The sequence below is a fragment of the Xanthomonas sp. genome (assembly GCF_017163755.1).
In the GTDB taxonomy this organism is placed as follows: domain Bacteria; phylum Pseudomonadota; class Gammaproteobacteria; order Xanthomonadales; family Xanthomonadaceae; genus Xanthomonas_A.
This window is the reverse complement of the sequence record NZ_JAFIWC010000004.1, coordinates 46731-57870: the sequence shown is the minus strand read 5'-3', so window position 1 is coordinate 57870 and position 11140 is coordinate 46731. Positions and strand designations below refer to the sequence as shown.

The 11140-nt window shown below is 69.9% G+C and carries 13 protein-coding genes; 4 read left to right on the top strand and 9 right to left on the bottom strand.

The window, feature by feature from the left end; genetic code table 11:
- Window positions 1-2: 2 nt before the first annotated feature.
- Window positions 3-1445 carry a Fe-S cluster assembly protein SufB gene (sufB, locus tag JR065_RS03945; RefSeq protein WP_206232299.1) on the bottom strand — a complete coding sequence of 481 codons (1443 nt, stop codon included), beginning with the start codon at window positions 1443-1445 and terminating at the stop codon, window positions 3-5.
- A 15-nt stretch (window positions 1446-1460) separates the two neighbouring features.
- Window positions 1461-1919: an SUF system Fe-S cluster assembly regulator gene (locus JR065_RS03940; protein WP_206232298.1), complete on the bottom strand. Its 459-nt coding sequence runs from the start codon at window positions 1917-1919 to the stop codon at window positions 1461-1463.
- Window positions 1920-2103: 184 nt separating this feature from the next.
- Here JR065_RS03940 and JR065_RS03935 point away from each other — a divergent pair, with 184 nt between their 5' ends.
- Window positions 2104-2571 (top strand): SET domain-containing protein, encoded by a 468-nt coding sequence (locus JR065_RS03935; protein ID WP_206232296.1) that lies wholly within the window; start codon window positions 2104-2106, stop codon window positions 2569-2571.
- A 94-nt stretch (window positions 2572-2665) separates the two neighbouring features.
- Window positions 2666-3211 (top strand): type 1 glutamine amidotransferase domain-containing protein, encoded by a 546-nt coding sequence (locus JR065_RS03930; RefSeq protein WP_206232294.1) that lies wholly within the window; start codon window positions 2666-2668, stop codon window positions 3209-3211.
- A 372-nt stretch (window positions 3212-3583) separates the two neighbouring features.
- On the opposite strand, the gene JR065_RS03925 is transcribed toward JR065_RS03930, so the two are convergent.
- From JR065_RS03925 to fusA, 7 genes are all read right to left on the bottom strand, one after another.
- Window positions 3584-4177: a DUF1439 domain-containing protein gene (locus JR065_RS03925; protein WP_206232293.1), complete on the bottom strand. Its 594-nt coding sequence runs from the start codon at window positions 4175-4177 to the stop codon at window positions 3584-3586.
- 73 nt (window positions 4178-4250) lie between these two features.
- On the bottom strand, window positions 4251-4796 hold the full coding sequence (locus JR065_RS21415) for a hypothetical protein (RefSeq protein WP_241093364.1): 546 nt from the start codon (window positions 4794-4796) through the stop codon (window positions 4251-4253).
- Between the two features lie 70 nt (window positions 4797-4866).
- Window positions 4867-5166 carry a DUF3861 family protein gene (locus tag JR065_RS03915; protein WP_206232291.1) on the bottom strand — a complete coding sequence of 100 codons (300 nt, stop codon included), beginning with the start codon at window positions 5164-5166 and terminating at the stop codon, window positions 4867-4869.
- Window positions 5167-5470: 304 nt separating this feature from the next.
- The gene (locus JR065_RS03910) at window positions 5471-6076 is read right to left on the bottom strand and encodes a M23 family metallopeptidase (protein WP_429001837.1); all 606 of its coding nucleotides are present in this window, start codon (window positions 6074-6076) and stop codon (window positions 5471-5473) included.
- The gene (locus JR065_RS03905) at window positions 6039-6728 is read right to left on the bottom strand and encodes a tellurite resistance TerB family protein (RefSeq protein WP_206232289.1); all 690 of its coding nucleotides are present in this window, start codon (window positions 6726-6728) and stop codon (window positions 6039-6041) included. Before JR065_RS03905 ends, JR065_RS03910 begins: the two co-directional genes overlap by 38 nt.
- Window positions 6729-6895: 167 nt before the next feature.
- Complete coding sequence (locus JR065_RS03900) at window positions 6896-7294, bottom strand: HU family DNA-binding protein (RefSeq protein WP_206232527.1); 399 nt, start codon at window positions 7292-7294, stop codon at window positions 6896-6898.
- 186 nt (window positions 7295-7480) lie between these two features.
- Window positions 7481-9526, bottom strand: a complete 2046-nt coding sequence (fusA, locus tag JR065_RS03895) for an elongation factor G (protein WP_206232288.1) — start codon at window positions 9524-9526, stop codon at window positions 7481-7483.
- A 206-nt stretch (window positions 9527-9732) separates the two neighbouring features.
- Here fusA and JR065_RS03890 point away from each other — a divergent pair, with 206 nt between their 5' ends.
- Window positions 9733-10164 carry an OsmC family protein gene (locus tag JR065_RS03890; protein ID WP_206232286.1) on the top strand — a complete coding sequence of 144 codons (432 nt, stop codon included), beginning with the start codon at window positions 9733-9735 and terminating at the stop codon, window positions 10162-10164.
- Window positions 10165-10357: 193 nt separating this feature from the next.
- Complete coding sequence (locus JR065_RS03885; protein WP_206232284.1) at window positions 10358-11005, top strand: glycine zipper 2TM domain-containing protein; 648 nt, start codon at window positions 10358-10360, stop codon at window positions 11003-11005.
- Window positions 11006-11140: the final 135 nt, after the last annotated feature.

The following is an 11140-nucleotide window of genomic DNA, read 5'->3' as shown; positions in this document are numbered from 1 at the left end:
CGTCAGCCGACCGAGCCTTCCAAAGAGACTTCGAGCAGCTTCTTGGCCTCGACCGCGAACTCCATCGGCAGTTCGCGGAACACCTGCTTGCAGAAGCCGTCGACGATCATCGACACCGCGTTCTCCTGGTCGATGCCGCGGGTGCGGCAATAGAACAGCTGGTCGTCGCTGATCTTGGAGGTGGTGGCCTCGTGCTCGACCGTGGCGGTGGGGTGCTTGACCTCGATGTACGGGAAGGTGTGCGCGCCGCACTGCTTGCCGATCAGCAGCGAATCGCACTGGGTGTAGTTGCGCGCGCCCTCGGCGCTGCGCTCCACCTTGACCAGGCCGCGGTAGGTGTTCTGGCCGCGGCCGGCGCTGATGCCCTTGCTGACGATCTTGCTCTTGGTGCGCTTGCCGATGTGGATCATCTTGGTGCCGGTGTCGGCCTGCTGGCGGTGATGGGTCAGCGCCACCGAATGGAACTCGCCGACCGAGTCGTCGCCGATCAGCACGCACGACGGGTACTTCCAGGTGATCGCCGAGCCGGTCTCGACCTGGGTCCAGGTGATCTTGCTGCGCGCGCCGCGGCATTCGCCGCGCTTGGTCACGAAGTTGTAGATGCCGCCGCGGCCTTCCTCGTCGCCCGGATACCAGTTCTGCACCGTCGAGTACTTGATCTCCGCGTCTTCCAGCGCTACCAGCTCGACCACCGCCGCATGCAGCTGGTTCTCGTCGCGCATCGGCGCGGTGCAGCCTTCCAGGTACGACACGTAGGCCTTGTCCTCGCACACGATCAGGGTGCGCTCGAACTGGCCGGTATGGCCGGCGTTGATGCGGAAATAGGTGCTCAGTTCCATCGGGCAACGCACGCCCTTGGGGATGAACACGAAGCTGCCGTCGGAGAACACCGCCGAGTTGAGCGCGGCGAAATAGTTGTCGCCGACCGGCACCACGCTGCCCAGGTATTGCTTGACCAGCTCCGGATGTTCGCGCACCGCCTCGCTCATCGAGCAGAAGATCACGCCCTTCTCGGCCAGTTCCTTGCGGAACGTGGTGCCGACCGAGACCGAGTCGAACACCGCGTCCACCGCCACGCCGGCCAGCCGCGCGCGCTCGTGCAGCGGCACGCCGAGCTTGTCGTAGGTGTCCAGCAGCTCCTTGGGCACGTCGTCCAGCGACGCGTACTTCGGCCCCTTCGGCGCGGAGTAGTAGCTCAGCGCCTGGAAATCGATCGGCGCGATCTTCAGCTTGGCCCAGTGCGGCATCGGCATCTTCAGCCAGTGCCGGTACGCGGCCAGGCGCCACTGCGTCATCCATTCCGGCTCGTCCTTCTTCAGCGACAGGGCGCGCACGACGTCCTCGTTCAAACCGGGCAGGAACGAATCGGACTCGATGTTGGTGATGAAGCCGGCGTCGTAGCGACGTCCCAGCCGTTCGAGGATTTCAGCGTTTTCGGTGGCCATGGGGGCTGCCTACAGTCAGGTGGTCGCGAAACGGACGGCGATCGGGCGCCGCCGGGTTTCGCCGGAGGGAGAGAGGGGGTGGAGCATCTGCGCCAGGGTCACGCCGCGCAGCGCGTCGGCGACCACGTCGTTGATCAGCCGCCAGTTGGAGCGCACGCCGCATTTCTGCGCGATGCTGCACTGGCTTTCCTGGTGGCTGCATTCGGTGATCGCCAGCGGGCCTTCCATCGCCTCGACGATCTGGATCAGGGTGATCTCGCTGGCCGGCCGCGCCAGCCGGTATCCGCCGTGCACGCCGCGCAGGCCTTCGACCAGCCCGGCCTGGGCCAGCGGCTTGAGCAGCTTGCTGACGGTGGGCGGTTCCAGGCCGGACTGTTCGGCCAGTTCGGTCGCGCTCAGCACTTGGCTCGCGCGCGAGGCGAGCACGGTCAGCACGACGGTGGCGTAATCGGTCAGCTTGGTGACGCGGAGCATGGCGTGGGACCGGATTTCAATGCGGACCGAAATTGTACTCTTTTGCTCCGGCTGCGTCCAAGCCGTCCGTTCATGCACATTAGCGTTGCGCCGGGAGCCGCTCCCGGACCGGCGCTGCGCCACGGGGCTTGGGATCGCCGCCGATGTGCGCCAGAATCGTCGCTTTCCCGTCACGGACCGCCGCATGCCCCGCAAGATCGCCGCCCGCAAGTCCCGCATCCACGGCAATGGCGTATTCGCCGTGCTGCCGCTCAAGAAAGGCGAGCGGGTCATCGAATACAAGGGTCGCCGCCGCAGCCACGCCGAAGTGGACCGCGACGATGCCGGCGACGTCGAGACCGGCCACACCTTCCTGTTCACCCTGAGCGACGACTACGTCATCGACGCCAACTACGAAGGCAACGACGCGCGCTGGATCAACCACAGCTGCTCGCCGAACTGCGAGGCGCTGATCGTGGAGGCCGAAGGCGACGACCGGCGCAAGGACAAGGTGGTGATCGAGGCGCTGCGCAACATCAAGCCGGGCGAGGAGCTGACCTACAACTACGGCATCACCCTGGCCGAGCGCCATACCCCGCGGTTGAAGAAGATCTGGGCCTGCCGCTGCGGCGCGAAGAACTGCACCGGCACCATGCTGCAGCCCAAGCGCTGACGCAGGGCCTGACGCGGCGCATACATCCGGTTCACGGGGTTCGAACCGCGCCATGCCTAGGGTGGCGCTTTGCCAAGTCAGCAGGAGCCCCCCAATGAGCCAAGCCCATTCCCTTGCCGGCAAGCACGTCGCGGTACTGGCCACCGACGGTTTCGAACAGTCCGAGTTGCAGGAACCCAAGCGCCTGCTCGAGTCGTGGGGCGCGCAGGTCGACGTGATCGCGCCCGGCGACGCGTCCAGCATCCGCGGCTGGAACAAGAAGGACTGGGGCGACAGCGTGCCGGTCGACAAGCGCCTGGACGGCGCCGACGTCGGCGACTACGACGCGCTGGTGCTGCCCGGCGGCGTGATCAATCCGGACAACCTGCGCACCGAGGCGTCGGCGATCCGCTTCATCCAGTCCTTCGCCAGCGCCGGCAAGCCGGTGGCGGCGATCTGCCACGGCCCGTGGCTGCTCGCCGAAAGCGGCCTGGTGCGCGACAGGCAGGTGACCTCGTGGCCGTCGGTGAAGACCGACCTGAGCAACGCCGGCGGACGCTGGCAGGACGCCGAAGTGGTGGTGGACGGCAACCTGATCACCAGCCGCAAGCCGGACGACATTCCCGCTTTCGCCGATGCGGTGGCCAAGGCGCTGGCCTGAGCTTCGCTGCGTTCCAGCGAAGACCCGCGGCGGCCTCAGGGCCGCCGTTCTTTCTGGAAGAAGCCGCAGCGGGCTTTGCCTGGCGTTGCCGGCTTTGGGGCACACGCGCCTGCCCATGGCGCACAGCCGGCGTCTTGTAGGAGCGGCTTCAGCCGCGACCGAAATCCGCACAAGCGGCGACCCCCGGTCCAGGCGAGGTCTCTCGCCGGTCTAGCCGAGGCCTTGCGAACCGTTTGCGCGTGACGCCGCCACCATCAACGATGGGACCGGTCGCTGCGCAGCCGCCTGGACCGGACCGCCGCCGCGACTTCTTCGGCCACGGTCCGACCTGCAGGTCCGTTTCGATCCCAAGCCTGCGCAGCCCAGCGAGGCTTACTGGCCCTGCAGCGCGTCCGCCGGCACCAGCTGGCTGATGTCCTGGTTGAAGTGCACCACCAGCTTGCCGTTCTCCACCGCCGCCGATTCGATCTGCACGTTGCCCATGACCGCGGCCAGCGCCGGGTCGAGCTTGTAGATCGGCTCCTTGCGCGCGTAGTCGCCGAGCCAGGCGTTGAGCAGTTCGCGGGTGTTGGCGTCGAGCTTGCCGCCGCTGGCGGCAGGGTGGAACTCGTCGATGGTCGGCGCCTGCAGGTGGAAGCCGCGGGTCTGCTGCTCGTAGCGCAGGCCACTGGTCAGCAGCACCGTACCCACCGGGGTGGGCGCGCCGCCAGCGGTGGCCATGCTCAGGTCGAACTGCATCTTCAGGCGGTCGCCCGGCGGCAGCGACAGCTTGGGATCGCGCACGGTCATCAGCAGCAGCCCGCCAAGGGCCTTGTGCGTCTGCGGGAAGCTGCCGTCCAGGTACTGCTGCACGTCGGCGGCGCCGACGCTGACCTGCTTACCCTGGATCGTCGGTGCGGCCTGTGCGGCGGCCGCGGCGAGCAGCAGGACGGCGGTGGCGCGCAACGTCAGCGAGCGGAGCTTCATCGTGGGGATCGCTTCAGGCGGAATCGGGCTTCCAACATAACCGCGGCCGGTGAATGCGCGGTTAGCGGCTATTTCAATCCAACTGCGGCTGCAGGCTGGCGGAGGTGATCTCCCAGCCGTCGCCGCCGATCTTCGCGCGCACCCGGTACCAGCCCTGCAGGCGGCGGCTGCCGCCGTCGCCGTGCAGGCGCAGGCGCACCGGAACCTCCAGCGCGCGCGGCGGGTCTTCGCGGTCCAACGGCTGCGGCCGGTCGGTCTCGATGCGCAGGCTGCGGATGTCGGTCATCTCGCGCAGCACCGCGTCGTCCGCGCGCGGCGGTGGACGCCCGCCGACCCACAGCGCATCGGCGCCGCTGCGGTCCGCCGCGGGCAGCAGGCCCAGGTAACGCTGCACGGTGCTGGCGGCCTGCTGCCGGGCCTGCGCGGCGCGGGAATCGGTGTCCGACGAGGCGGCGGCCGTGTCCGGCGCGGCGGCGCTGGCCGGTTCCGCGGCCGCCGTGGGTGCGGAACCGGCCGCGGTCGTGGCCGTCGCGACGCGGTCGTCGTCGGCGCGGCGTTCGCAGGAGCAGCTGATCGTCAGGCAGGGCAACAGCAGCAGCATCGGCCAGCAGGCGCGCATCGGCAGGCTCCATCGGAATGCGCGCAGTGTAGCGGCGGTCCGCCGTCCGCGCAGCGGCTTGCGATCGGGCTCAGGCGGCGGACTGCAACCGCGCCAGGATCGCATCCAGCGTCGGCCGCAGCGGCGCGAGCAAGGCCTGCGCGTCGCCTTCGCTGCGCTGCGCCAGGCCCTGCAGCAGTTGCGTGCCGACGGTCAACGCGGCGCGCTCGTCGCCGCTGAGCCCGGGCTGGCGCTGTGCGGCTTCCAGCAGGCGCATCCAGTCGCTCTGGCAGCGCGCTTCGAACTCGATGGTGCAGCGGCCGCGGCATTGCAGCCCGTCGGCTTCGATCGGGGTGACGGTGATGCGGTAGCGTTGGCGGGACGAGGACATGGCGATAGGGCTGCGTGCTGGACGATGCGTCCAAGATAGGGCGCGCCCGGCGCCGCCACGAGGGGGCCGCCCGCGACGGACTGTTCCAGCGCGTGCCGGCGCTGGCGGAAACGGCGGCGCAATGCTCCGATGCAGGCGGGGAACGGCGACCGAGCCAGGCGCAGCCACAGTGCGCCAGCGCCGCCTTCTTGGCGATCCCCGGCGGCGGCCGGCGCCGGGGATCGGTGGCGTGCCGCGGCACGTGCGCGATCGCCTGGGCGCCGGTACGGCAATGGTGTATTCCAACAACGTCGGCAGGCCGGCCTCAGCGCGGCGCGCGCAACAGCGGCAACGGATCGTATGCGCCGGAGGAGGCGTACACGCCGTAGTGCAGATGCGGCGGCGTACCGCGCGCGTTGCCGCTGTCGCCGACGCTGCCGAGCCGGTCGCCGGCCTGGACCACGTCGCCCACCTGCAGGCCGGGCGCCCAGTCCTGCAGGTGGGCATAGTAGTGGCGCTGCAGCGCCGGCCCCAGCACCCAGACCTGGCGTCCGCCCAGGCCATGGTCGCCGATCGAGGTGACGATGCCGCGCGTGGCGCTGAGCACCGGGGTGCCGCGCGCGGCGAAGATGTCGACCCCGGCATGCTGGCGGTCGCGCCCGCGCGGGGCGCCGAAGGTGGCGGCGACGCGGCGCGCATCCACGCCCTGCACCGGCATGCGCAGGCTGCTTGGCGGCGGCTGCCGCGACAGCTCCCACGCCACCCGCGCGCGCAACGCCCACGGTTGCTTCCAGGCCCACGCCGCGGCGAGGGCGATGCAGGCCAGCCAGGTCAGCCGCAGCAGCCAGCGCCGCAGCCGGCGCGCGGGCGAAGCGGGCGCGGCCGCCAAGGCCTCACTCCTGGCGTGCGGCTGCGGCCTGCTGCTGCAGATGGCCCTTCAGCGCATCGTCGATCTGCAGTTGCCGCGCCAGTTCGTCCAGGTAGCTGCGCTCCATGAAGCTCTGCTCGTCGGCGGCCAACAGGCTGGCCAGGTACATTTCCGACGCCATTTCCGGCGTGGTCGCGGCCTGCGCCACCTCGGCCGGGTCCAGCGGCTTTTCCAGTTCCGCGTGCAGCCAGTGCTGCACGTCGCTGTCGCCGTTGAGGCGGGTGAACTCGCCTTCGATCAGTTCGCGTTCGCGCGCGTCGATATGGCCGTCGGCCTTGGCCGCGGCGACCAGGGCGCGCAGGATCGCCTGGCTGTGCTGCTCCACTTCCAGCGGCGGCAGCCGGTCCACGGTCTGCGGCTCCGGCGCGGCCGCGCCGAGCTGCTGGCGCTTGTAGTCGCCATAGGCGCGGTACGCCATCACCCCGAGCGCGGCCAGCCCGCCGTAGGTCGCCAGCTTGCGCGTGGTGCGGTTCTTGCCGAGCAGCAGGCCGAGCGCGCCGCCGGTCAGCGCGCCCTTGCCGAAGTCGGCATTGAGCAGACCGCCCAGTCCGCCGCCCGCGCCCTTGGTGGTGGAAGTGCCGGTCTTGGCCATGGCCTGGCCGGCCGCGCCCTGGGCCGATTGCAGCAGCTGGTCGAGAAAGCCCTGTAGCTTCATGCACGCGATTCCTGATGGTTGGAGTCGGACGTTATAGCCGGCTTTGCCTTAGCAGGCCGTCAACCCGGCCGGAGCAGCCGCAGCAACGCGCGCGTCGCAGGCCCGAAACGAGACGAGACGGCCTTGGCCGTCTCGTCGGGATGCTTGCCTGGATCAGGCGTCGCGGCTCAGAGCGCGGCGTCCTTGAGCTTCTTCAGCGGGCGCACCTTCAGCTTGATGCTGGCGGGCTTGGCGGCGAACCACTGCTCTTCCTTGGTGAACGGGTTGATGCCCTTGCGCTTCGGCTTGGCCGGCACGTTGACGGCGGTGATCTTCAGCAGGCCCGGCAGGGTGAACGAACCGGCACCCTTCTTGCTGACCGAACCGGCCACGGCCTGTTCCAGCGAGGCCATCACCGCGCGGACGTCCTTGGCGACGACGCCGCTGGTTTCTGCGATGTGCGCGACGAGCGCCGACTTGCTCAGTGCGTCCTTGATCGGCTTGGGGGCGGCCGGCTTGGCGGCGGCCTTGGTGGCTACTTTCTTCGCTGCCTTCTTGGGAGCAGCCTTTTTAGCGGTCTTTGCCATGATGTCCTGATTCCGTAAACGGTTGGTGGTTGGGTCGCGCCGACCCCGTCGGCATGGCGAAATGTAGGGCATGTGCTACGCCGCGCCAATAGGCAATCGGCAAAAAAGCGCGGAAAAATTGCTTCGGCGGCGTTTTTTTCGCTTTCGGCGCCGCTTTCGGCTGCCGCGCCGCGCCCGCGCATGGCGTCATTCCTCTTCGGCATGACGCTGCCAGGCGGCGACCAGGCGCTGCTGCAGCGCCGGCGGCACCGCTTCGTAGTGGCTGAAATCCAGCGCGTAGCGGCCCTGGCCGGCGGTCAGCGATTTGAGCTCGGCGGCATAGCCGTCCAGCTCCGACAGCGGCACCTGCGCGCGGATCACGATCTGTCCGTCGCCGCTGTCGGTGCCGTGGATGCGCGCGCGCTTGGCCGCCAGGGTGCCGGTGACGTCGCCTGCCTGCGCCTCCGGTGCGCCGATCTCCAGCGCCACTATCGGCTCCAGCACCTGCGGCGAGGCCTTGCCGATGGCGTCGAGGAAGGCCTTCTTGCCGGCGCTGACGAAGGCCACCTCCTTGCTGTCGACCGGATGGTGGCGGCCGTCGTAGACCACCACGCGCAGGTCCTGCATCGGGAACCCGGCGATCGCGCCGGCCTCCAGCACCTGGCGCACGCCTTTTTCCACCGCCGGCAGGAACTGCCCGGGAATGCTGCCGCCCTTGACCTCGTCGACGAACTCGAAGCCGGCGCCGCGCGGCAGCGGCGCCACGCGCAGGAACACTTCGCCGAACTGGCCGGCGCCGCCGGTCTGCTTCTTGTGCCGGTGGTGGCCTTCGGCGGCGGCGGCGATGGTCTCGCGGTAGGCGATGCGCGGCGGATGCGTGGCGACCTCCACGCCGTGGCGCTCGCGCAGGCGCTCGAGCATCACCCGCAGATGCAGGTCGGACAGGCCGTGGATCACCGTCTCGTTCAGTTCGGCCGAGTGCTCGACCCGGAACGCGGGGTCTTCCTGCGCCAGCTTTTCCAGCGCCAGCGCCAGTTTCTGTTCCTGGCCGCGGCTGGCCGGCGCGATCGCCAGGCCGAACATCGGCCGCGGGAAGTCGATCGGCGCCAGGTGCAGCCCGTCCGGCGCCGGGTGGTCGTGCAGCACCGCGTCGAAATGCACCGTCTCGGCCTTGGCGATCGCGCCGATGTCGCCGGCGATCAGCTGCTCCACCGGCAGGTGCTCCCTGCCGTGCACGCGGAACAGGTGGCTGGCCTTGATCGGCTTGCGCGCGTCGTCGACCAGCAAGGGCATCTCCTTGCGCAGCGTGCCCTGGTAGACGCGCAGCACGCCGATCTTGCCGACGAAGGGATCGTTGACGATCTTGAAGACATCGGCGACCAGCGGCGCCTGCGGATCGGGCGCGACGGCCAGCGGCTGCGCGCCGTCGGCGCCGGGCGCGACGAACGCCGGCGGGTTGCCCTCGGCCGGATTGGGCAGCAGGCGCGCGGCCACGTCGAGCAGCGCGTGCAGGCCGGCGCCGCTGCGCGCGGACACGAACAGCACCGGGATCAGGTGGCCTTCGCGCAGGCACTGCTCGAACGCGGCGTGCAGCTCGTCGGCGCCGACCCCGGCCTCGCCGCGGTCCAGGTAGCGCTCCATCGTGCGCTCGTCGATCTCCACCACCTGGTCGACGATGCGCTGGTGCCATTCGGCGACCGGGCCCAGGTCGCTGGATGCGTCGCTGCCGGCGAAGCATTCGACCACCCGCCGGCCGCCGTCGGCCGGCAGGTTGACCGGCAGCACCACGTTGCCAAACTCGCTGCGCAGCTGCGCCAGCAGCGCCGCGCAGTCCAGCCCGTCCTGGTCGATCTTGTTGATCGCGATCGCCCGGCACAGGCCGCGTTCGCCGGCGCGCTGCAGCAGGCGGCGGGTGCCGTGCTCGATTCCGCGCGCGGCATCCACCACGATCAGCGCGGTCTCCACCACCGCCAGCGCCGACAGCGTCGCGCCGCGGAACTCCGGATAGCCGGGGGTGTCGATCAGGTTCAGGTGCATGCCGTCGCGGTCGATCGCGGCGATCGCGCTGTCGATCGAATGGCCGCGCTGGCGCTCCAGCGGATCGTGGTCGGACACCGTGTTGCCGCGTTCGATGCTGCCCGGCGCCTGCAACGTGCCGCCGGCGTGCAGCAGCGCCTCGAACAAGGTGGTCTTGCCGGCGCCGGGGTGGCCGGCGAGGGCCACGTTGCGGATGTCCTGGGTGCGGTACGTCATGAGGCCGTTCTCCATGCGAGCTGGATCGAAAGGCCGTCACGGAGGTCCCCTCGGCGCATCGCCGACGTGCCGGCGAGGGCGGGTGGGGGCGCATGGCGGGACGCCACTGTAGCGCGCGCATGTCGCGCCGCGCGCGCTGCGCCGCACAAGGCCGTAACGCGCGCTGCCCTAAGCTGGGCGCCTCATCCGTCAACAGGAGCAACAACATGGGCATCTCGCGTCACGCCACCGCGCACTGGGAAGGCGACCTCAAGACCGGCAAGGGACAGCTGAGCACGCCGCAGAGCGGCCTGCTGGAAAACACCCGCTATGCCTTCAGCAGCCGCTTCGGCGACGAGAAGGGCACCAATCCGGAAGAACTGATCGCCGCCGCGCATGCCGGCTGCTTCACCATGGCGCTGTCGGCCAAGCTGGGCGAAGCCGGGTTCCCGCCGACTTCGCTGGATACCCGCGCCGAGGTCGACCTGTCGATGGAAGGCGGTCCGCAGCTGTCGCAGATCCGGCTCAAGGTCAAGGCCGTGGTGCCGAACATCGAGGCCGCGCAGTTCCGCGCGATCGCCGACGACGCCAAGCAGAACTGCCCGGTGTCCAAGGCGCTGAGCGCGGTGCCGATCAGCCTGGACGCCGAACTGGGCTGAGTCTTCCGCGCTGCGCGGATCCAGAAGGCCGGCGCGATGCCGGCCTTTTTTTCGCATGCGGCGCGCGCGTCGGCCTCCACGCCCAGCTGTCGCGAGGCTAAACACCGCGCGCGCAGGCCCTGGAGTTCAGGGCGGTTTCACCGCGCCGGGCCGAGCATGCCCTGGCGCGATCCACGCGCCTGGGACCTTCGCCATGCACAAGCTCTCCTTCTGTCTGTTGGCCGCCGCGCTGGTCGGCGTGTGCGGCAATGCCGCCGCGCAGGACTACGGCCGCTACGACGACTACCACGATCGCGGCTATGCCCGCAGCGGCGCCTACGACTATGCGCGGGTGGTCCGCGCCGACCCGATCATCGTGCCGGTGCGCGGTCCGCGCCAGACCGAAGAGCGCTGCTACGAGCGCCCGGCGTCCGGCGAATACGCCGAAGACGGCTATCGCGGCGACGGCTACTACGACAACGGCTACGGCGGCGATGCCTACCGCAACGATGGCTACCGCGGCACCGAAGGCGGGCGCAGCGCCGCCACCGTGGTCGGCGGCATCGCCGGCGCGGTGCTCGGCAGCCGCGTGGGCGGCGGCAACGGCCGGTTCCTGGGCACCGCGGTGGGCACCATGGTCGGCGGCCTGGGCGGCCGCTCGATCTACGACAGCAACGTGCGCAGCGCCCCGGTCCGCGGCACGGTGAGCGTGTGCGAGCCGGTCGCCTACCGCAGCGAGAGCTACGACCGCATCGACGGCTACGACGTCACCTATGAGTACGGCGGCCGCTACTACCACACGCGCAGCGAACAGCGCCCGGGCGACCGCATCCGCGTGCGCGTGGACGTGCTGCCGGATTGACCTGGCCGCGTGCGCTACCTCAGCACCAAACGGGTGAGCCGATGAAATCGCGTATCGCAACGACAGGTGGCGACGGCAGTCCGAACAGATAAAGCGTGGAGCCTCGCTGGTGGCCGACGGGTGGCGGGCGCTCGT

Excerpts from the sequence above, each read along its gene's own strand:
- fusA (WP_206232288.1), bottom strand. The coding sequence starts at position 9,526 with ATGACGTACCGCACCCAGGACATCCGCAACGTGGCCCTCGCCGGCCAC.
- JR065_RS03885 (WP_206232284.1), top strand. The coding sequence starts at position 10,358 with ATGCACAAGCTCTCCTTCTGTCTGTTGGCCGCCGCGCTGGTCGGCGTG.
- JR065_RS03905 (WP_206232289.1), bottom strand. The coding sequence starts at position 6,728 with ATGAAGCTACAGGGCTTTCTCGACCAGCTGCTGCAATCGGCCCAGGGC.
- sufB (WP_206232299.1), bottom strand. The coding sequence starts at position 1,445 with ATGGCCACCGAAAACGCTGAAATCCTCGAACGGCTGGGACGTCGCTAC.
- JR065_RS03915 (WP_206232291.1), bottom strand. The coding sequence starts at position 5,166 with ATGTCCTCGTCCCGCCAACGCTACCGCATCACCGTCACCCCGATCGAA.
- JR065_RS03935 (WP_206232296.1), top strand. The coding sequence starts at position 2,104 with ATGCCCCGCAAGATCGCCGCCCGCAAGTCCCGCATCCACGGCAATGGC.
- JR065_RS03930 (WP_206232294.1), top strand. The coding sequence starts at position 2,666 with ATGAGCCAAGCCCATTCCCTTGCCGGCAAGCACGTCGCGGTACTGGCC.
- JR065_RS03940 (WP_206232298.1), bottom strand. The coding sequence starts at position 1,919 with ATGCTCCGCGTCACCAAGCTGACCGATTACGCCACCGTCGTGCTGACC.
- JR065_RS03890 (WP_206232286.1), top strand. The coding sequence starts at position 9,733 with ATGGGCATCTCGCGTCACGCCACCGCGCACTGGGAAGGCGACCTCAAG.
- JR065_RS21415 (WP_241093364.1), bottom strand. The coding sequence starts at position 4,796 with ATGCGCGCCTGCTGGCCGATGCTGCTGCTGTTGCCCTGCCTGACGATC.
- JR065_RS03925 (WP_206232293.1), bottom strand. The coding sequence starts at position 4,177 with ATGAAGCTCCGCTCGCTGACGTTGCGCGCCACCGCCGTCCTGCTGCTC.
- JR065_RS03900 (WP_206232527.1), bottom strand. The coding sequence starts at position 7,294 with ATGGCAAAGACCGCTAAAAAGGCTGCTCCCAAGAAGGCAGCGAAGAAA.